Raw genomic sequence first — 21,629 nt, 5'->3', positions numbered from 1 at the left:
TTTTTTTTGACAAATAAATCAAAGAAAATATTTCATAACTCCAGATTTTAAAAAGCATTACCAAGTGTTATAAACCACGCATAAGAACAATCCGAAGGGAAACTTTTTTTCCACTTCCATGCAATATCAGCTCTCAATGGCCCCACTGGCGTGTAGAGCCGAACGCCAAAGCCCGTACATCCAAGTATATTTTTTGGCTGTATTTCACTCATTTTTTCTTGTGCCAGCATACCAATATCAGTAAAAAGCACGCCATATAAAGAAGAATATAGAGGGAAACGTATTTCATTATTAATATTTATCATGGATTTGCCGCCAATAGGCACAATGCATTCACAACCAGCATTATCCGTGTATATATTTAGTGGAGGAACAAGATCGGCCAGATACGCTCGCATTGAATAGGCACCACCCAAAAAAAAACGCTGCGGTGGAGTTATAGTAAAAAAACATTCATTAAAAATATGCCCTACTCTCACACGAAATCCGGCAACAATCTCATGGGCTATCTCGAAAAAAAAAGCATGTTCAAGTAATAATTTTATAAAATATGCATCCCGTATCTTGCCAACAGGAAGCATGCCCTTGCAGGTAAACAATGAAAAAAAACCATTATTTGGCTTTATTTTGTCGTCAAGCCTATCAATAACAAAGGTAGGCTCAATAAAAAAATATGGCACCATTTTCCCTATAAGACTTGGTGAAAATTGAATTTTTTCAGCCAATAATCGCGAAAGATTTTTTATCCCTTGCCACTCAACACCGATATTTAACGCACAATCTCCTGCAGAATACACATGATTAAACCCCAACAAAAAACCATCTTGCTCGCTTTTATATAAAATGGCTGGCGTTCCGATATGAAAGGGCTGATCATAACGCATGCTGTAGCCATAGATATCACTTCTGTGTGGCCAGCCTGTAATCCATGGCAAAGTGTAACGCATACTTACATCGCGATAATACTGTGTAATATCAATATCACATCGCAAACAATCTCCAGAGGAGCTTGGATTTTTCCATAGATACGAAAACCCGGCTTTGGGCGTTACACGATGTATATGCAGATGACGACCAACCCACTGAGCGCCCAATCGCGCCTTTATTTCATGTCCCTCGTCAACAGTATATGCAAGAAGCACATCTTTAACCGGACCGGCCGTATCCCTACGTACGGGGGTTATGGTAATTCGTTCGAAAATGGGATGCAGTTTAAGTTTTTTAATATTTTTTTCCAAAATGCCTCTATCCCAAACATCACCTTCTGTAATAGAAAGCTGCTCACGCAATCTATTCGATAAAAAATAATTATTACCAAGAGTAATAGTTTTACCATACCGCACAGGATATTCGTGTGCCGTTTTTAAGGTAACAAATACAGCATTTACGTCGACAATATCGTACTCCAGCTCACATGTTGCATACGAGCATCCTGTTCGCTGCAGAGCTTGTACATGCTTTTTCTGCTGAACAATTAATTTTTGCAAAGGAGCCGGTGTATTGTCTGGTAAAAAAAATCGAGGGCCCTCTTCAATGATCAATGTAAGAGTATAATCACCAAGATTATCTCGCGCTGGCAACTGCCAAGAAACATCTGCTTGCCAATAACCTTCTTTGTGATACCAATCGCATATAGTTTTTTTTATATCATCCATTTTTTTTTGCGCAAACCGCTCATGCAATACCGGCTTAAAAAAATCTTTTATAAATAAGGGACACACAGATTCCGTGCCACATATTTTTATTTTATTAATAATAATGGGCGCATGTTCTTGAATAACAAACAGTAAACTATCCGCTTGATTTTTTTGATGTATTTCAACATCGAAAAAACCTTCTTCTTTATATAATTCTTGCACGTCGGCAATAAGAACTTCTGGAGATGCATCAGACAGACTCCATTTTTCAAAAATAAATTTTCGCAGATCATAGGTCGAAAAAAAAGTATTACCGTCAAAATTAAGCTGCATGCACGAAGCAAGCGTAAAATCGTAAGATAATTTTATAACATTTCTAGAATAATCTATATCTTCGCACACCTTAAAACGTGCGTCATAATATCCACGCTCTAAAAGATTTTTTTTCAGTTCTGCATGTACATCATCGCATGTTTTTTTTGAGTAATATTTACCGCACAATTTACGTACTTTTGTACGCATCTCTTGCTCAATAGTGCCCGTAAGATTGCCAATAACGTCAACCGACTCTATAACAAATTTTTTACCAGGATTAATAACAAGCGTAACGTCTACCGTTTTAGTTGCATGTTGATAAGTACACTGAGCAGAACAGGTAACGTTCAAATACCCTTGGGCACAGCACATGTCCTGTATATATTTGCACGAAGCTTCGTGTCGAACTGCATCAAATAAAGCGCCCTCGGACATCAGATAATAACGCTTATAACTTTCTTTATTAAAAAGCGCACCTTCTATCTTAATACGCCCTACTGTCCAATAACTGCGCAACGTAACAGTTAAATTATTTTTTTGATCAGATCGCTCTAACAAAAAAGCAATAGTTGCAAATTTATTTTTTTGCGAAAGGCAATAAACAAGCTTTTTTATATGCTCAGCAGCAACAGTCATACCCTGCTTAAAGTCCATATAATAAGCAAGTTCATGTTCCGAAAACGGTATATCCGCATCAACGCACAACGTATCTATGAGAGGCTTTTTGAGATGCTTTTTAATTGTTTTTTCATCAATCAAACGTTCGATCGAATCATATGAATTATTCATGTTAATTGAAAGCGACCATAGCTTTTCGCGCTCAGCAGAACAATCCAAAAAAAACACTAAAAAAAACACTAAAATAATCACACAATATCCCAAAAAATATGCAATTATGTTAGTATACGGAAAAAAAATATGCCCGTCTTGAAATTTTAGTGATACATTCGCACCATCAGCTACTCTATGATTCTAAAAACACCTCGATAGTCTTTATCTTTAAGAAATGGCTCTACTTCAATATCCTGAACACCTAGCTCGATAAATTCTTTATGCAAAATATCAACAAATTTATCGACATTATCTTTGTCTCCACAGGCGACAATTTTAATTTTGTCAGGAGCTGGCCTCACCACCGAGCCCTCTATCGATAATTTTCGCGCATTACTTTGAACAAAATCATGCAAAAAAGAATCCTTGATCACTGCTGTAACAAAAATTTTAACACACTTATTCATGCTGCCTCTCCCTTTTTAAGTTGGGATGAAAGTAGCAAATCATTACAAGTAATGTCAAAATATATGAATTTTTTCTAAAAAAGTACACATTGATATTCATTTTTGCTATTATATAAAAAAACAATCATCATTTCTAACTGCTGGAATCATATGAGCCATCCTGTAAGGGTCCGATTTGCACCTTCACCAACTGGGTTTATGCACCTAGGTAATGTGCGTGCCGCATTAATCAATTATCTCTTTGCCTTACAAAAAAAAGGTACTTTTATTGTTCGGATTGAAGATACCGACCAAACAAGAAACATGGATTATGGCGCCCAGCACATCATTGCAGATCTTTCTTGGTTAGGATTATCATACCAAGAAGGCCCTAACGTTGGCGGTCCTTACGCCCCTTACTTTCAGTCAGAACGCAACTCTTTTTATAAAAAATATCTCACTACGCTTATTGAAAAGAACATGGCGTACCCATGTTTTTGCTCAGTGGAAGAACTTGATAAAAAAAGACAAAGGTCTATAGCGCTCAAAATGCCACCCCGCTACGATCGCACGTGTATGGCTCTCACTGAAGCTGAAAGATTACAAAAAATTACGAATAAAATGCCCTATATTTGGCGCTACAAGCTGCCCGCAGCAACCGTAAAGATACATGACCTTGCTCGTGGCACTATAGAGTATGATCTGAACAATTTTTCAGATTTCCCGCTCACGCGACAGGATGAAAGCTTTACCTTTATTTTTGCCAACTTTGTTGACGATATGGAAATGCATATTTCACACGTGTTTCGAGGAGAAGATCATTTAAGCAATACGGCACTACAAGCATCTTTATATGCAGCTTTTGATGCAACGCTCCCCCTCTTTTGGCACCTTCCTATGCTGTGCAACCACGAAGGGAAAAAGCTGTCAAAGCGAGACTTTGGATTTTCGCTCCAAGACCTTATTCATGGAGGATATCTGCCAGAAGCAATTGCCAACTATCTAGCACTCATTTGTGGCGGATCATATGAACATGAAATTATGGACATACATGAACTTGCCAATGCCTTTAATTTCGATTCAATTAATTCAACCGGCCACAGTAAATATGATGTAGAAAAACTACGCTGGATAAATCACAAGTGGATAGAACGCCTTGATATACCGGTGCTCGCAGAGCGTATAAGACCCTTTCTTGAAACCACCTATCCTGAAGCGCAACAACTTTCACAAGAAAAGCTTACTCAGCTAGTAACGCTGCTTAAAACCGATCTAGTAACATTATCCGATGCAGCAAAAAACTTCGGCTTTTATTTTACAGCACCAACAATAGATACAGAGCTTGTACAAAAATACGCTGTATCACATTACGTCACGTTCATACAAAAATATTTATCAACGCATGACAGCACCGCGTTTGATGCCGCAGAATTTACCGCCTCGTTATCAGGTTATTGCAAAGAACATAAAGTTCCGGCAAAAGAGCTATTTGCACTGGTGCGTATAGCTCTAACAGGTCACAGCGATGGTCCTACCATCAAAGATCTTCTGGCAATTTTAAGCCCTCAGGATGTTTTTGTGAGATTGAGTGCGCTTTTGCAATTATAGGGATTGAGTAGGATCGGTAAGACGATTGTGCATACGCGTAAAAGAATAAATAACTCCCATACGTACGTATATATTCATGATTGATTCGAACAAAGCAACGTTCTTTTCTGGAACAAAAAACTCAAACACCTGATTTTGAGCATCAAGGGTTCGATCAAAGCAAAGATGTTCATGCGCACGTAATGTGGCAACAAAAAAAGAAACGTGTTGACGGACAACGGGTGATTGATAATAGGCGCAATACATAATAAACTAATTACTTAAAAAATTATAAAAAAAATCTTATTCATAAAAAAGTATATCTAAAGTAAATATATAAACAAGATAGGGCGAATTATCATGACTCAAGCACATAAAATTAGCTTACCCATGGCAACCATCATTGGTATCAACGCAATGATCGGCGCAGGAATATTTGGCGTACCCGCAGCGCTCTTAACCTCAGTCGGCCCTGCAGGCATCATTACCTATGCTTTTGTTATTATAGCTGTACTTTTTATGGCTCTTTCTATGGCTCGACTAGCTGAATTATATCCAGAAGAAGGTTCATTTTATACGTACGTTTCACAATGGGCTGGACATACCATAGGCGCCTTCACTACTATTAGTTATCTTGTAGGCCTTATTATAGCAATGGGACTTCTTACACGTATAACCGGTAGCTATCTCCATATTTATTTTCCCAACATGAGTCCACAATTATTGGGAATTATTGCTCTATCAATTGTCGTAATACTTAATTTTGCCGGTGCAGTTATTTCTAAAATTGGCCAAATTATTCTTATTATGTTTACCCTTCTACCGCTTGTTCTGATTACAGGGCTGTGCTTAACGCAACTATCTTGGAATAATTTATTTCCATTTGCGCCCTATGGATTAAGTAATATCGTAGGCGCAACAAAAGCTGTTATCTTTGGATTTTTTGGATTTGAATCTATTTCTTCATTATTTGCACTTGTTGAAAACCCCAAAAAGAATGTACCTCGCGCCATTTTTCTTTCGGTATTATTCGTTGGCATTATTTACATGATTTTTACTCTATCACTTATTTTAGCGATACCACAAAGTCTTTTTACCAGCAATGCAATTCCACTTTCTGAAGTGCTTATTCAACAATTCAATTATCCATGGCTTACCCATATTATCAATGTGGCAATTATTATAACGATTATGGGAACATTACATTCTATGATATGGTCATTAAGCAATCTCATGATATTTTGCGTAAAAAAAATAGTATCAAAAACAATACCCACAAACACCGCAATTTCTTTAATAGGAATAGCGATAGGCGCGGCGTGCATTATTTTTTCGAGCATAAATCTTTTATTTAGTCTCACTGCAATATTTGTTGTTTTTGCCTATGGAATGTCTATTCTGACGCTTATAATAAAGCCTCAACGTCAAACAAAAAGGGAAATAATTATCGCTTATCTAGGCTTTATTACGGCTATTATCATTATTTTATGCGCGATTCATGGCGTCATACAAGAATTTCCAAAAATATAATATGCTCATCAAAAAAATAAAATACATTCCGAGTTGACTGATCGTAAATAAAGATGGTATACCTTATTTCTGTATGTAAGCATTGCTAGACAATGCTTACAAAAAAATCACCTAAAATGGAGGTAATCTGAAAGGATAGTAATGAGAGCACTTTTTTATACACTCCTCCTCATGGTCATTTTTTGCATACCAAGCAGTATCAATTGCTGCCTGAGTAATTTTACAAAAAATGATCCATACCCCATGTACACAACAGCTGATCCACACGCGTTTTTAAATACGCGTTATTATAATACAACTCGATGCAACAATAAATTTCCAATATATCCAGGGGCATCTCCCGGATTTTTGCATACCTCGCCGCATAATGAAATTTCGTGCTATGAGGCACCAAGGCGCCCGGAACGCTTTAGATTTTCCCTCTCTGGATTCCGCCAATCAGCAGATTTTGGCAATGACATTCACCGTAATCCCGTCATGCTCGGAGATCTACTCGGCCCATGGAACATGTTAGCCCTTCTATATCCAGAAAAAGATGGCAATACTGATATACAAACATTGCTACGCAACACCCTGCAACTGATAGCAACTCCGGATGACGTTGCCTGTTTTGAGCTTATTAATAACCCGCTCAATACCGATCCAACTCAACAATTTGGTTTTTTTTCTGTACCCATAAGTTACAGAAAATTTGGCGCACGATTTGAGGCAGAATTTGGCTTTGGAGATTTTGGCCTCATCGTACAAGGTGGCGTTGCCGACTTACGTCAAACTGCTACTTTTTTAGACCTCACCTGTACCGCAACAGGACTTTCTTGCCCCGTACGTGACTGCGTCCCTGTTGTTGTTGATTGCCCTTCATCTGTTTCTTCAACGGCCTGTATCACCGAAAATTGCTGTATTGATGTTTTTAACTGCGCATGTAAAACATTGGTCATACAAAATATAATGGACCAAGTAGAACTCGTTGCAGACACCTTAGGCCAAAGCATCTGCAATTATCATGAAACCGGCGCTGAAGACACTCGTCTTATGCTTTTTTGGCGCAGGACATTTGAAATTAACAAAGATAGACCAACATGGGCATTTTTTACCATGACTCCATTTTTTGTGGCTGGCGTAAATGCTCCGACGGGTAAAAAACAAAAACCTTCCGAACTTTTTTCTCTACCCAATGGTAACAATGGACACTGGGGAATTGGCTTCGAGGGTGGTTTTTCTATTAATTTCTTAGAAACCATAGAAGTCGATTTTGAAATAGGCTTTACGGAGTTTTTAAAAAAATGCCATAGCAATGTCCCCGTACCAACCAGTCATTTTCAAAATGGTATTATGCCCCGCAAAGCAACATTAGAAGTAAAACCGGGAACAAACTGGGTGTTTGGAGCAACGATGGCTGCAAACAATTTTCTCGATCGGCTTTCTTTTTATGTTCAATATTTAATCATTACTCATGGAGAAGATTGCATCAGAGTTGTCAGTACCAATGATCCAAATATCAACAATATTGACGTTTGCAAACTGATATGTGATTCCAAGTGGTATAACCAAATCGTTAACGTTTCATTTAATTATGATATATCACCCAATGTTGCATTAGGATTTTTGTGGCAGGCTCCCGTCAAACGGCGCAATGCCTATCGTTCAACAACCGTATTAGGATCACTCGTCGTTACTTTTTAGTGGTGCATTATGCTTATTTTATCGATTGTTTTTTGTATAACAGTACACGCGATGCTTTATGCTTCCAGCGAAGACACGCCCTCGTCAAAAAGTGAAGAAAGAACAACTGGTACCAAACAGCCTCATCTCACACAGGCTCCTGATCCCCGTAGACAAGATTTTTTGGATATTGCCCAAGAACAGCAAGCACAACGTGCGCTCACAACAGAAGCATTACAAGACATAGCGCGCCAGAACCAAGAGAAAGCTCAGGCAAAAACACAAGCACTTCTTGATACCGTACAAATAAATCGAAAAGAACAATCGAAACCTGCGCGTGAAGAAATAGGCGGTACAAAAGATGCGTCAGCGCAAGCTCAAGAATTGTTCGATAACGCACTTGCTCCCTACATTACAGATAATACTCTCAATGAAAAAGGCGTTATTACGTGGCCGGACGATGCGCAACAACAACAGAAAATAATAACAAGCATACATGCACTATTAGAAGATATTGCCAAAACGCTCAAAGCTCTACACAGAAAAAATGCTCAAGATCCTCTCAAAAAATATATCTTCAAAGCAAGTCTTACTGCACCGGGGCGCCACGAACCGTTTAAAAAAATAGTAAAAACACTTCAATCAATCAAAGAATTGATCGATTCAGAATTTGCAAGGCTCAAAGCTGATAAAAACAGTTCACGAGCCGCACAACGTACTATCGCCAATATAGAAAAAACATATAAGCAAATTACATCGCTTATTACACTATAATTATTAAGCGTGTACATATTTTAACAGATCAGAAACTGCATAATTACCTACCTTCAAGAGTGGCGCCATATTTAATGCATAAATATTTTTATTTTTCATTAATAAAAAGAGAGCTTTGCCTTCAACCGTTCCTGCAATATGCTTCACATATTTAAAATCGATAGAATTGCTATTTTTCAAACTAAAACAATCCATATTGTAGAGATCTATCACTGTAATATCCGAAGAAAAAGATCTTATTTTGTTATATATGACAAAATATCGCCCACATGCCATTGAAGAATAAGGAGACTTACAAACAATATCGATTCCCTCCTCATTGTATGCGCCATCCTGTATAGCCAAAGCTTTTTCATGAACAAGATGTACCAATGCACGACTTTTATCCATAGATAATGCTAAAATATTTGCCGCTTCTCCAAACTTATCAATACCTTCATCGCCGTGCTTGAGCTTATAATAATCAGTATAAGAAGTATTCAATCTCAAAAATGGGTGCTTGCACTCGCACGGCAATTTAGTTTCAAGATCAACAATATTAAGCTGTATAGTGTTTTTAGACACTATACCCGGACATATAAGCTTGCTGCCATCATAAGAAATATTCATTGACTTATACAACCATGCTCGTTCACATTCTATCTTTTCCAAAAATTGCAAAGTAACAAAATTATATATACACAACTCTCCAGAATTTACTTGAGCAATCAGTTTTTGCAGGTCCCGTGTTATAACAAACGCATGAACATCCCCAACCTTTGTGTTTGATCGCACAATAGAACCCGTTACAACGTCCATGACATACAAACAATTTTTACCACAAACAACGAGCTCATCACCCACAACCCTCATAGTTCGCGGAATTTTATTTCCCCAAATTTTTGCCATAACGCCACAAGGAGAAAGCACTTTCGCCGATCGCATAATCTGATTCTGTAATTCATGTATTATCTTATTTTTGTACTGCGCATATAGCATCTGAGCAATACGCTTTTCAAGCCCAGCCGAAGAGAACGTACAATTATGAAAGTTGTTATTATAATCAACAATATTTTGACAGGCATTACACAACAGCCCTTTAACTTCAAATTTATCCAAAACCTCTGCTTGATTAATACGCTGCTGCAATAAAACCGAAGAAGAAATTGACTTAGTCCCTTGTAAGAGGGCAACAAGAGTAGCAATTTCACTATCGCTATACCCAGCGTACCCAAGGTCAATTTCCTGTGGCAAAATACCACTAAAATCTTTCGCCATATTTTTAAAAACTTGTGATTTTTCAAGTAGAGCTCTTGATATACAATATTCCCGCTTATCCGTCTTCAGCTTCACTACACATTCATCCATAGCAATCAATCGGGCAGCCCCCACAAGCATAAAAATAGGCCATAAGTTATATAAACGCATTAAGAAATCCCCTTTTTTAATAAAAATATTTATACCATAGTCTATTGAATAACAGGCTTCGGGACTAGACAGAAGGACAAAAAAAAGATAGCCTAGTAGAAAAGGTTGTAAGAAAATTAACATATAAATACTGAATTTTTTGATAGGACACTAAAAAAACCATGAGCAAAAAATCAAACATCGCCATTTCTGTCAATGACAACATTGAACGCGCCCTACGTCAACTCAAAAAGAAAATTGAACGTGAAGGCATTGTTCGCGACATGAAACGCATCGTTTATTATGAATCTCCCACCCAAAAACGTCGCAAACGCATGATGCGCGCCATCAAACAAAACTGGATCCGCATGGCGGCCCACAAACAAATTTAATGGCACACAGTTCCGTTTCTGATATCAAAAGAGCTCAAAAAGAGTCCGCTCTTCTGAGAATCATCTCAAACCTCTTCATGCAAACAGCCCTTGATGATAATCGAATCAAGGACGTTTTTGTTAATCGGGTGACCCTTTCTCCAGACAAAGGGTCCTGTTTTGTTTTCTTCTATTCGCCCAAGGGTGAAGAGTATTTTCATGAGATGCTTAAAATCCTCATACTCTACAAGCCCTCTCTCAGAAAAGCCGTCGCCCAGTCACTTCAGGCGCGCTATACACCTGAGTTGATTTTTAAATTTGATCATCATTTTGAAAAAACATTAAAAATTGAACAACTTATCGATAAAGCAAAAGGCGAAGACCAATTTTAATACTTGTATTAATAGCTGCTGCCTGCTGGGGGTCGTTTTTAAATGTCGTTGCCTGCCGATTGATTGAAGGCACGTCACTTTTGGTACGATCGCACTGTCCACTATGCGCACACACGATCGCCTGGCATGATCTTTTTCCGGTACTGTCATGGTTCAAACTCAAAGGCCGCTGCCGCTACTGTTCAACAAAAATATCGCTATTATATCCTGCTATAGAACTTATCACGCTGATCAGCTTTGGGCTCGCTTACCCCCTGATAAGCCCCCTCTATTTGCTCAGTTATTTTTTATTTTTTTCCGCACTTATAATTACCATTAGAACCGACCTTGAGCACATGCTCATTATACGCTTATGCAGCCTCTACTTAATTCCCATAGGCTTATTGCTGAGTTTCTTGGATCTGCTGCCTATTTGCTTTTACAACAGTCTTGCCGGTGCCTGTGTCGGCTTTGGAATTTTGTGGGGAATAAGAAAAGCATATTGGCTTGCGAGGCATCAAGAAGGCATGGGGGATGGAGATCAAGAGCTGCTGGCAGCAATTGGTGCATTCACGGGCATTTTAGGCGTATGGCTGACGCTTCTTCTCGCATCACTCTCCGCGTCACTGTACGGCATTGCGCTTCTTATTTTTTTTGGAGAATCAAAAAACTTCAAACTCCCGTTTGGCCCATTTCTCGCCCTCGGTGCTATCACATACGTTCTTTTTTCCCAGCACCTTATTGCACTCTTAGGCCTTGCTGCCCTATAATCCTCGTTTAACCCACCATTCTTCAGATTTAAACTCACGAGGAATATTTGGGTCTTGGGGATCAGTAATACCAAATTCTTTTTCAAGAATTTCATAATAAGCCTCATGAAGTACTTTTGGCAATTTGGTTCCACACCAAGGACAATAAATAATGCCAAGCTCAACAGAATGTGGCCACATATAGGGAATAAAATATTTTCTTATAACCATATCCATGTCAATAGGAAACCGCCAATCATCAAGCAATTCTGTCATCCTCGGACAACAATGTTTTATTTTTTCTGAAGGTAAATAATTTTTACTCATGTTTTTTTCTTTCATTTAAGGCCTAAAATTTTTAGTCACATCTGCTATTTTATGCATTAACCATTCTTTTGTTGCGGGATCGATTGCTCCCAAATGCCTCCCACACTTATCCCATACCTCTATCTCATTGTGAAGACGATCAGGATTTATCCATTCACCCTTTCCATGTATTTTATCTCCTTTTGTTAACCGATATTTATCATGTTGCTTAGAGTAATCAAATCCTATTTTTTTTAATTCATTCATCCCACGTATTAATTCCTCACGTGTATTTTTTTTACGCTCATTATTTTTGTTATTTTTTTCAGCTTTTTTATTTCTATTTCTCGGATCTCTTGGATCCGGATCTTCAGGGCCGGCTCCGCAAGGTGTAGGACTATTATTAAACTCTACTTCACCAGAATTATCTTTGCGATCAGCATGGTGCATCAGATGCTTTTCGATATTGTTTGCATCGAAAACTAAAACATAATGAGACAGCTTACCCTTGCGTTTTACCAGTTGTATGGCGACGCCAATAAGGCCCCCGATGACAATGCCGCCTGCACAAGTAATGGGGCCAAAAAAGCTGCCTGCGGTGCCACCGGTTGTAGCCCCACTACCAAATGCAACGCTCAACCCAATATAAGCGCCAACTGGGAATAGCATATTGTGTGTAAGAATGGCATGTCTGCCGACCAAAAAATTATGAAGTTTTTTAATTTCAAGCGAATAGACAATAAGCGGTTTTTTTATAAATTTTATACGCGCAATTGAGTGTAATTTTTGATGGGCGCCCAGTAGTTGATCGCCTACTTTGAGCTGATACGCCGATACCCACTTTTGCAATATGGGTGCATAAAATTCCTGCGTCGGCGTGCATATCACATCGTCATTATCAAAACACTCATCAAACCAGATTTTACAATAACAGTTGGTTGTACTCACCCCGGCTGATTTTATTTTCTTGATAGTATACGCAGAAGTACGTATATCATAACTGGTAACATACTGTTTTTCAGATACGTTCCGGCACACACTATCTATGCTCTGACAAGTTTTATTTGTTTTTATAAGGGTACTTTGACCAAATCCATGACCCAAGATCTGTGATGCTACAAACAATGCAAAAAACAAAAAACGCTTCATAAAAATCTCGCCCCTGCATACTATAATAAATATAATCCAAGTTGCCTCGAGCATATTCACAAAAGTACGTCGGTCGCAAGTAATAAGGGCGCGGTTGAAACCGCGCCCCTTCAAGTTTATTAATTAGAGAGTGTAAATATTAAAGTTCTTTTCAATTCAATGTTATTCTTGAAATATTAACTTTTCTGGTTTAATTTCATGTTGCTCAACAATAACTTCTGGAATATATACGTACAGATAATTATTTATTCTTGCATCTCCCCACGTAACATAAAACGGTTCTGATGTTATAGGGTCAAAAATTACCGTACACCCTTGAGGTTTATTTTTACGCATCACTTCGGCCTTTTCTCGATTCGCAATAAAGGCAGAAAGTGAAATTTTCGAGTCTTTATATTGTTGCCAATATTTAGAATTACATAAAGCTCTAAATTCTTGATTGTGAACATACGTTGCACCAAGATCAACTTCCATACTTACTGTATCTTTTTTTACGTCATACGATGGGCTATACCTGAAATAAATAACATCATATTGATCGGGAAATACCACAGAACCACTAACCGGTTTTTTATCAGTGAGCCCCCTTTTGTATAATTCATTAAGAGATAATAAACCGTGTTGCTTTATGCTTTCAAGCGTGCCGCCCCTGCCTATCCCATGATATACGAGAATTTTCTTTGACTGCTGCATTTCAGCGAGAATAATATTTTTTGAATTTACTTGACGAGATTTAGGGGTAAAAAATCCGCATACGATTTTGTATGAGCTAATAAAAAATGCACTGTAATAGGATAATCGGCTTGCTTTTGTGTCGTGTTTTCTAAAAATTCTAATATTGATTGTGCTCTTGATTTCTGGATCAAGCTTTGCTGCGGCTTTTCGCTCTTGTGCATAATGTGCTAATTTTTCTTCACGAGTTTTGCCTGTGCTCTCTTCTATGTTTTTTGTTGTATCCATCGCATATGAGGCGCTGGTGGCTGATAAAAGCGTTGTTAGTATGAGTAATATTTTTTTCATGATATGTATCCAGGTTTTTTTAAATTAATACTCTAAGTTTATAGAGTATTACTATATAGAAAATAGCCTATTTGTCAACTTTAGCCGTTATGGATTCTGGTGTGGAGAGGGGAGGTTTTATTACTGGATTAAAGAACTTTCCCCGCTCCTGCAGCAACACCTTTTTCATAATTAAGATACGCAAGCAAGTTATCAATTACTTTAATATTATCTTCTCTCACACTACGCTGTAATTGCATATTCACTATTTTTTTATGTAAAGTTTCACATACAATACATGAAAACGCGCTTGCAGCTGCTATAATCGATGACAAAACTGCAGTATCACCACAAAAACGCGCCGTTTCAATATCATAAGAATTAAGCATAAACTTTGTTTCTTCTTGATCCATTGCATCAATAATCATTTGTAATCCAACAGCAGAGGGATAGGCGCAACCTGCTATAACCATACCACTACTCAATACTGTAAGAACTCCATAAAACTTAGCAAGTTCATGGGTCATGCCCTTAAAAAAACGTAATTTTTTATCAGAAATGCATGTTTTACTCTGTTCAGCTAACTGAACCTTATAATCAAGTAACACGGCCTCAATAGCATCTACGTCTTGCTGCAACTTATTATCAATTTTATCTTTGATAATCTCTTTTAAGCTATCTTCCCAAATACGAACATTTTGTTCGATAGAATATTTGATGTCATTATGAACATCCAAAACAGTGGCTGCTTGTGCCGCAAACGGCATAGCAGTTATACAGAAAGCTAATAGCATTAGCATGTTTTTCTTAAAATTATTCATAATAATCCCCATATAATAATTGTTATTTTCTTTGAGCAACTTCTTTTATTGTTGGCTGGCATTGATTAAAAAGCGCATCGCCATCTTGCGCAAGCTCTGGATTGTGCGGCAAGTTATATTTTTTATAAAATGCATGCACCACTTTTTCTACTACTTGAGCGTCAGGACCGTAACAATGTCCTGCGTGCGTTGCGGTATCAAGCTCTAAAAGATACACATCGTTATGTCCAGCTCTCTTTAAATGTCTGTACATATGCCGAGAACACGTCACCGGCACCAACTCGTCGGCTTTTGAATGAATAAACAAGATTGGCATATTTTTATTAAGCTTATGCACTACTTTAATAGGCTTAATACCATGATCATCATAATGCGGATACATGAAGCTAGAATTAATAAATTTTTTAGCCACGTTATAAACACCCGGAATTGAGTACGTTTTGAATGCAATAACACTTTCCAAGCTATCAAACGGCGAAATCAGCACTGCGGCCTTAATGTCGGGGCTATAATGATCACTTAAATACGTTATAATGCTACTTGCACCCATAGAAAGACCTACCAAGACTTTATTCCCCAGGATAGAATCACATTCAGTCTTCAGCGTTTCAATTTCCAACTCTTGGCCAAAAGAAACAAACTCGTTGCCTCTTATCGCATGTTGAAAATTGAATGAATGCATAGGCTCGCATATAATATTGCGCCTGGCATGAAAGAGCCCATCGCGCAAACTGCCGCCAAGGCCATGCGCAAAAACGAAGGTCACCTGCTCAACTGCTGGCACATCGCCCGCTTGCGCACAGAGCATTACGCTCGCACACAATGCTAATATGCTTTTCTTACATATAGTCATTATTAATCTCCACTTTATACATGAAAGTTTAAATATATTATAATTCACACTACGATATTTACAAAAATTGTCAATTAATTTCTACATGAAACTATTATCTAGCGCCAATAATGAGGGGTACAGTTTTTTACCGTGCCTCTTAAAATTATTTATGTCGATTACTATTTTTTAACAAGAAAGGGCCTGCCCTGCTCCTGCAGCAGCACTTTTTTCATAATTAAGATACGCAAGTAAGTTATCAATTACTTGTATATTTAAAGCTCTATTACGGCGTTGTTCCTGTTTTTGTTCTATTTTTTTATATAAAGTATGAGACGCTTTATAAATACCTGCCCCTGAAATAGTCATTAAGAGGCATGCTTTTGCAACCGGAGCTAGATCATTGAAATCATAACTAGTACCTACATCAGAACGTTTAAGTAACATATCTATTAATATTCTGATAAGTATTCCCGTAGGATAGCCAAATGCATATCCTACGCCATATCCTCCAAAATTAGCTCCAAATACCATAAGACAATTGGTAATTTCTTTTAAACGATGTAGCTTTTTATCAGACACGCATGATTTATCCTCTGCAACCAATAAATCTCTATACTCACGTAAAGTAGATTCAATAACAGCACACTCAACACCAAAAATAGTATCATATTGGCGGTAAGCCACTTTTTCTTTGATAATATCACGTATCATATCAGGCGATATAGCTCTATTATTCTGAGTAGCATCGTGAAGTTCTTCTTCAACATCCAAAATAGTTCCCGATTGGGCCATACATGGTGCTGAGATTATACAGAAAGCTATCGCCAATAGCATATCTTTCTTAAATTTTGTCATAAAATCTCCGAGTTATTAAGGGGGCACAGTTTTTTGCTGTGCCCCTAACTTTTATGTATTATCTTGCGCTAGAAAGAACCTGTTCCGCTCCTGCGGCAACACCTTTTTCATAATTGAGATACTCAAGCAACTGAGTAATGGTTTCAATATTAGTTTGTCGAATACCACGATATAACTGAGCAAGCTCGATCTTACTATGTATAAACTCTTCAAAGAAATTACGCGATAACACGCCGCCAACGGCTGCCAACAGTGATATGCCACCAAATTTGGTGCATGCAGCCGCACATTCAATATCAGCATTAGTAATCGGATGAATAATTTCTGGATACATTGCTCTCAAAACCATAGCGAATCCAAGGCCAACTGGCGCTATGCCCGCTAACACAGCCATAGATTCACCCAAGCTTGCAACACCATCAGAAAAATCTACAAGCTTACTCGCCATTTTGCCAAAAAAACGTAACTTATTATCAGAAATGCACGTCTTGCTTTGGCTTACTAACAAATCTTGATATTCACGTAAAGTACGTTCAATAACAGCAATATCATCATATTGACGATGAGTTACTTTTTCTTCGATAATAGTACGTATTCTATTGGATGATATGTCTCTATTATAATAAACTTGCTGAAGTGCTTCTTCAACATCCAAAATAGTTCCCGATTGGGCCATAAATGGCATCGTGGTTATACAAAGGGCCATCGCCAAGAGCATGTTTTTCTTAAAATTATTCATTATTAATCTCCATTTTATACATGAAAGCTTAAATATATTATAATTTATATTACTATATGTATAAAAATTGTCAATTAATTTCTATGTGAATTATAAAAATCGAGCTTTCAGGCTAAGTCGTCGGTAACTATCTTGATAATTCCGGATTGATCGATGGTGAGCACGTCCGGGGTGCCGTCCCCGTCGATATCGCCTGCAGCAGCTATAATAAAGCTATCTGAACCTGCAGTAGCTGGGGCAAGGGCGCTCGAAGGTGTTTTTAGGGACCCTATAACATTATTGACCCCTTCAGACCCCCCAAAACCATAGGAATAACACACCACCCCTTCAGGCTTCCAGCCCAGGCTGTCTGGACCGGCAAGCTGCTGGGTATAGCTCCCATGCTCAAGCCAATAGGCTTTTTGGGCCATATACAGGGAGCGTAAATTGATATAAGCTTCTGTTCGCTTAGATTTTGCCAAAAAATGGCTCAAATGCGGAATAACCAGCATTGATAAAAAGGCCAAAATTGATACAACAATCATGAGTTCTATCAAGCTAAAACCCCTTAAAAACGTTTTTTTATTCATAATGTTTTCTCCGGTTTAGATATCAATAGCATAGACCGAAATAGTAAAAAAAGGTCAATAAAAAAATACACTTACCTGACTATACCTATAATTTATTTGCTTTTTTGAAAATTTATTATTAGATATTAGATGAAGAATTCATAATTTGACATTTTTAAAAATGCCTATAAAATAATACTATATGACATATTATTTATATATTTTTTGAAAAAATTATATTTTTTTACATTGAATGAGGACCCGTACTATGGATATAACAAAACAAGCAGTGGGAAAAACTGCTGCCACTATCGCAAAACAGCGAAGCTACTCCGAGGTAGTTGACTACCTCGACAAACATTGGAACGTCAATAAAGATTCCAAGACACTTGATAGAATCAAAAAACTTGATGCCGCATTTGGTTCATTATCACAAAAAACCAATGCTATCATTATTGGTGGTACAAATGGCAAAAGTTTAACTATGCATTTTACCGCTCGTCTCTTTCAAGAAGAAAACTTAAAAGTTGGGGCTTTTTACTCCCCGCATATTTTAACCTATAATGAACGCCTCACTATCAATAACGAAGCAGTTTCTAATAAGTTATTTACAGAAATTGGCAACGAAGTTATTAATATGGCAGAAACACTTAAAATAGATGCGTATAGCCATGAACTCTTAACTATGATGGCGCTTGTTTATTTTAACCAAAACAATGTCGATGTCGCATTACTTGAAACACATAATGGCGGATTATATGATGCTACCAACGTTTGCCATGCAAAAGTTGTCAGCATAACACGCGTTACTTCACAAAACGTACTCGCTACGGAAGAAAGCATGAAAGTAGCTGCGCAAGACATCATGGGTATTGTTAAAAAAGATACACATATTGTTTCTGGCGATCAAAGCAAGGCAATGTTGCAATTAATGCAATCCTTAACTGAAGCTCAAGGCGGAATCTGGGCAATGCCAATACGAAAATTAGCTGCATTGACCTACCCATTTGAACAACTTCATGGACGCTGTGCTGCTTTAGCTGAAAGAATTGCAGAACTGTATTCAGAACATTTTATTAATAAAAATAGTACGATTCTTTCTGGTACGTTATTAAGCAAGCCAAAAAGCGCACGCGGAAGACCTACGCTCGATGAAAAGCGCAAAAGAGATATCAATCCAGAAAAGACTTTTGAAAAGTTCTGGAAAGAAGTATCAAATGAACTTCCTGGAAGATTCCAAATTCTTGATAAAGAAAAACCTACCGTTCTTCTTGATACGGCAAACAATATCGATGCTTTCAAAAATCTGTTACTTGGCATTAGATTGTTACATTATCAACGCCCACTCAAAGGTCTTACCATTGTCGTAGGCGCTGCTTTTAACAAAATGCACAGCGAAGAATTTTTAAAACTTGTTCGTTATTTCTTCAAAAAAACATCCGGACAAATATTCATTTGCCCTATAACAGATCCTATAGCTGGACTTGATGAAGACACTTCATGGGATGTTGAACAAGTAACCAATGATATAAAAAGCATGAAGATTAAAGCTCGTGCATGTAAATCATTCGAAGAAGCTTTTGAACTCGCTAAAAAGTCAGTTGATGAAAGAAATGGCCTTCTGGTTATAACCGGGTCACACTCAATCGTTAATCACTATTGGCGCCTTAAAGGTATCAAGAAATTCTAACAACCTTATTAATGGGCCCCGCATAAACATGCGGGGCTTACTCTTATGCTCTTTTTGTTAACCCTCTTCACCTTACCGATCATATGTGGCAGCACGCTCGCCTATCTGTATACTTATTCGCTTATTAAAATATACCCACATTCACATAATCCCCCACCGCTCGTTGGCGCACTATCAACATTTCGCATTATTTTTTGCTCAATAATATTGTTTTATATGTTGCACTTATCATACTTACATTTTATACTGACATTAATGGTTTTTAGTGGCGTTATAACAATACTTCTCAAAAAATAACAATCTCGATAAAGGTAAACGGATGGAAGGTTTTGATCTTTTTCATACTAAACTTTGGTATCCATTATCATTTTTAGGTATACATTCACCCTTCATGGCACTCAATGCGCACACACTGGTATTTACCTGGGCAACCCTTATCCTCATTTTTATTGGGTCATGTTTGTGTCGCTGGGCATTACGAGATGAAAAAAGCATAGCATCTCATATTATTATCTCTGGTATTAACACACTCAAAGACTTACTAAATCAATCGATTGATCACTTTGAATACAAATACTTTGCATTTATAACAACATTATTTATTTTTATTTTTGTATGTAATAGTCTTATTCTTATTCCACACTTAGAAGAACCAACAAAAGACCTTAATACAACCTTTGCACTCGCACTTATGGCGTTTTTCTATATTCAAAAAGAAAGCATTCGTCATCATGGCCTGTTTGGTTATCTTAAAGATTTCTTTAAAATCCCCTTCACGTTTGATGCAACAAAAAATCTCGCCCCCCTAGATCTTATAATAATTCCCGCTAAAGCGATCGTTAATCTGGCAAGTGCACTCTTCACCCTCCCACTGGAACTTATTGGACGCGTAGCAACAATTATATCATTATCATTTAGATTATTTGGTAATATTTTTGGTGGATCAATTATTAGTGCGCTTTGGCAAAAACTGCTGACAAAATCAGTTTTTTTACAATTTTTTGGAATTTTTTCAGGATTTAATCTTATAATAGCCCTCTTTTTTGGCTTATTTGAAGGTTTTATCCAGGCATTCGTATTCACTATTTTAACCCTCACGTATTTAAGCCTTGCATTACGTTCTACTCATGAAGGCGAAGAGATATGACATATCCTCAAATAATTCATGCACTCTCTATTGCAACAACGGTCGCACTTCCTTCACTGGGTGTAGGTCTCGGTCAAGCTCTTATTGGCAAAGGTGTTTTAAAGGCCTTAGATCAACAACCAAGCTCTGCCGGGCTCATTAATAGTCAATTTCTCATCAGCGTTGTTGTTACAGAGACTGCTGCAATTTTAGGAACTATTATAGGGCTTTTATTGCTTTTTACGCACCACAATTACCCTATTGCTGCAATCGGCATGGCTCTTTCTGTCGCTATACCAGGGTTTGTCATAGGATTGTGCTCTGCATTTCCTTCATGCGCTGCATTACAAGCAACTGCACGGCAACCATTTATGCATAGAAAAATTACTAATCTTTTACTGATCACTCTTTCAATTCTACAAACACCACTCGTTTTTGGTTTTATCATGAGCCTTATTATTCGCAACCAATTGCCAAATATACTACAGGTATCATCAAGTATCGTGTTATGCGCAAGCGGCTGCGCATTAGCCCTAGGATCAATTGGGCCAACCATTGGATTAACATATTTTGGTCTTGCCAGCTGCAAAACCCTCGGACGCTACCCGAGCTCATATCAACAAATTTTAACATTTACGTTTATCAGCCAAGCTATGATAGAAACACCGACTCTTTTTGCATTTGTTATTGCGCTCACCATGGCCTTTATGCCCAACCCTCCATCAATATTCGTGTGTATCGCGGTTGCATGCTCGGTTGGATTAAGCACATTAGGGGTTGGCATAGCATCAGGAAAAACCGCAGGCACCACCTGTCAAGAAATAGGAAAACATCCCGAACATTATTCTCTTTTATTGCGAACAAGCGCTCTGGGTCAAGCTATTATTGATACCGGTGCTATTTACGGACTTATTATTTCGTTTATACTACTCTTTGCATAATTCACCATTACTATACGAAAG

The 21,629-nt window shown here is 37.7% G+C and carries 22 protein-coding genes; 10 read left to right on the top strand and 12 right to left on the bottom strand.

What is annotated here, in order from left to right; genetic code table 11:
- Positions 1-47: 47 nt before the first annotated feature.
- Complete coding sequence (locus WC707_01125) at positions 48-2,822, bottom strand: POTRA domain-containing protein (GenBank protein MFA6065764.1); 2,775 nt, start codon at positions 2,820-2,822, stop codon at positions 48-50.
- An 89-nt stretch (positions 2,823-2,911) separates the two neighbouring features.
- Positions 2,912-3,190 carry an acylphosphatase gene (locus WC707_01120; protein ID MFA6065763.1) on the bottom strand — a complete coding sequence of 93 codons (279 nt, stop codon included), beginning with the start codon at positions 3,188-3,190 and terminating at the stop codon, positions 2,912-2,914.
- A 150-nt stretch (positions 3,191-3,340) separates the two neighbouring features.
- On the opposite strand from WC707_01120, the gene gltX reads away from it, so the two are divergent.
- A complete protein-coding gene (gene gltX / locus WC707_01115) occupies positions 3,341-4,777 on the top strand; it encodes a glutamate--tRNA ligase (GenBank protein MFA6065762.1) in 1,437 nt (478 codons plus the stop codon).
- On the opposite strand, the gene WC707_01110 is transcribed toward gltX, so the two are convergent.
- Positions 4,772-5,023, bottom strand: a complete 252-nt coding sequence (locus tag WC707_01110) for a hypothetical protein (GenBank protein ID MFA6065761.1) — start codon at positions 5,021-5,023, stop codon at positions 4,772-4,774. The two genes, gltX and WC707_01110, sit on opposite strands and share 6 nt — an antisense overlap.
- 93 nt (positions 5,024-5,116) lie before the next feature.
- Here WC707_01110 and WC707_01105 point away from each other — a divergent pair, with 93 nt between their 5' ends.
- The 3 genes from WC707_01105 to WC707_01095 all read left to right on the top strand — a co-directional run bounded on the left by WC707_01105 (position 5,117) and on the right by WC707_01095 (position 8,722).
- Positions 5,117-6,286 (top strand): amino acid permease, encoded by a 1,170-nt coding sequence (locus WC707_01105; protein ID MFA6065760.1) that lies wholly within the window; start codon positions 5,117-5,119, stop codon positions 6,284-6,286.
- 141 nt (positions 6,287-6,427) lie between these two features.
- Complete coding sequence (locus WC707_01100) at positions 6,428-7,969, top strand: hypothetical protein (protein ID MFA6065759.1); 1,542 nt, start codon at positions 6,428-6,430, stop codon at positions 7,967-7,969.
- A 9-nt stretch (positions 7,970-7,978) separates the two neighbouring features.
- Positions 7,979-8,722 (top strand): hypothetical protein, encoded by a 744-nt coding sequence (locus WC707_01095; protein MFA6065758.1) that lies wholly within the window; start codon positions 7,979-7,981, stop codon positions 8,720-8,722.
- 3 nt (positions 8,723-8,725) lie between these two features.
- Here the strand turns inward: WC707_01095 and WC707_01090 are convergent, their stop codons facing one another.
- Positions 8,726-10,129, bottom strand: a complete 1,404-nt coding sequence (locus tag WC707_01090) for a hypothetical protein (protein MFA6065757.1) — start codon at positions 10,127-10,129, stop codon at positions 8,726-8,728.
- Between the two features lie 161 nt (positions 10,130-10,290).
- Between WC707_01090 and rpsU the strand changes: the two genes are divergently transcribed.
- The 3 genes from rpsU to WC707_01075 are packed head-to-tail and all read left to right on the top strand — an operon-like array spanning position 10,291 to position 11,620.
- Positions 10,291-10,500, top strand: coding sequence for a 30S ribosomal protein S21 (gene rpsU, locus WC707_01085; protein ID MFA6065756.1), 210 nt, complete (start codon positions 10,291-10,293; stop codon positions 10,498-10,500).
- Positions 10,500-10,871 carry a ribosome-binding factor A gene (locus WC707_01080; protein MFA6065755.1) on the top strand — a complete coding sequence of 124 codons (372 nt, stop codon included), beginning with the start codon at positions 10,500-10,502 and terminating at the stop codon, positions 10,869-10,871. Before rpsU ends, WC707_01080 begins: the two co-directional genes overlap by 1 nt.
- The gene (locus tag WC707_01075) at positions 10,865-11,620 is read left to right on the top strand and encodes a prepilin peptidase (GenBank protein MFA6065754.1); all 756 of its coding nucleotides are present in this window, start codon (positions 10,865-10,867) and stop codon (positions 11,618-11,620) included. Before WC707_01080 ends, WC707_01075 begins: the two co-directional genes overlap by 7 nt.
- Here the strand turns inward: WC707_01075 and WC707_01070 are convergent.
- The 8 genes from WC707_01070 to WC707_01035 form a co-directional block, all read right to left on the bottom strand.
- Positions 11,615-11,926 (bottom strand): hypothetical protein, encoded by a 312-nt coding sequence (locus WC707_01070; protein MFA6065753.1) that lies wholly within the window; start codon positions 11,924-11,926, stop codon positions 11,615-11,617. The genes WC707_01075 and WC707_01070 overlap by 6 nt on opposite strands.
- Positions 11,927-11,941: 15 nt before the next feature.
- Positions 11,942-13,054: a Hint domain-containing protein gene (locus tag WC707_01065; GenBank protein MFA6065752.1), complete on the bottom strand. Its 1,113-nt coding sequence runs from the start codon at positions 13,052-13,054 to the stop codon at positions 11,942-11,944.
- Positions 13,055-13,216: 162 nt separating this feature from the next.
- On the bottom strand, positions 13,217-14,074 hold the full coding sequence (locus tag WC707_01060) for a hypothetical protein (protein MFA6065751.1): 858 nt from the start codon (positions 14,072-14,074) through the stop codon (positions 13,217-13,219).
- A gap of 128 nt (positions 14,075-14,202) precedes the next feature.
- Positions 14,203-14,874, bottom strand: coding sequence for a hypothetical protein (locus WC707_01055; protein MFA6065750.1), 672 nt, complete (start codon positions 14,872-14,874; stop codon positions 14,203-14,205).
- 22 nt (positions 14,875-14,896) lie between these two features.
- The gene (locus WC707_01050) at positions 14,897-15,727 is read right to left on the bottom strand and encodes a prolyl oligopeptidase family serine peptidase (protein ID MFA6065749.1); all 831 of its coding nucleotides are present in this window, start codon (positions 15,725-15,727) and stop codon (positions 14,897-14,899) included.
- Positions 15,728-15,895: 168 nt separating this feature from the next.
- Positions 15,896-16,564 (bottom strand): hypothetical protein, encoded by a 669-nt coding sequence (locus WC707_01045; protein MFA6065748.1) that lies wholly within the window; start codon positions 16,562-16,564, stop codon positions 15,896-15,898.
- 58 nt (positions 16,565-16,622) lie between these two features.
- Positions 16,623-17,303: a hypothetical protein gene (locus WC707_01040; protein ID MFA6065747.1), complete on the bottom strand. Its 681-nt coding sequence runs from the start codon at positions 17,301-17,303 to the stop codon at positions 16,623-16,625.
- 107 nt (positions 17,304-17,410) lie between these two features.
- Positions 17,411-17,872, bottom strand: coding sequence for a prepilin-type N-terminal cleavage/methylation domain-containing protein (locus WC707_01035; GenBank protein ID MFA6065746.1), 462 nt, complete (start codon positions 17,870-17,872; stop codon positions 17,411-17,413).
- 247 nt (positions 17,873-18,119) lie between these two features.
- On the opposite strand from WC707_01035, the gene WC707_01030 reads away from it, so the two are divergent.
- The 3 genes from WC707_01030 to WC707_01020 all read left to right on the top strand — a co-directional run bounded on the left by WC707_01030 (position 18,120) and on the right by WC707_01020 (position 21,608).
- Positions 18,120-19,541 (top strand): hypothetical protein, encoded by a 1,422-nt coding sequence (locus WC707_01030; protein ID MFA6065745.1) that lies wholly within the window; start codon positions 18,120-18,122, stop codon positions 19,539-19,541.
- A 319-nt stretch (positions 19,542-19,860) separates the two neighbouring features.
- Positions 19,861-20,688: a FoF1 ATP synthase subunit a gene (locus WC707_01025; GenBank protein MFA6065744.1), complete on the top strand. Its 828-nt coding sequence runs from the start codon at positions 19,861-19,863 to the stop codon at positions 20,686-20,688.
- The gene (locus WC707_01020) at positions 20,685-21,608 is read left to right on the top strand and encodes an ATP synthase F0 subunit C (GenBank protein MFA6065743.1); all 924 of its coding nucleotides are present in this window, start codon (positions 20,685-20,687) and stop codon (positions 21,606-21,608) included. Before WC707_01025 ends, WC707_01020 begins: the two co-directional genes overlap by 4 nt.
- The last annotated feature ends 21 nt before the right edge of the window (positions 21,609-21,629 follow it).

The organism is Candidatus Babeliaceae bacterium (genome assembly GCA_041660765.1).
GTDB lineage: Bacteria > Babelota > Babeliae > Babelales > Babelaceae > JBAZVR01.
The sequence above is the reverse complement of the archived record's forward strand: the minus strand, read 5'-3'. Positions and strand labels throughout refer to the sequence as shown.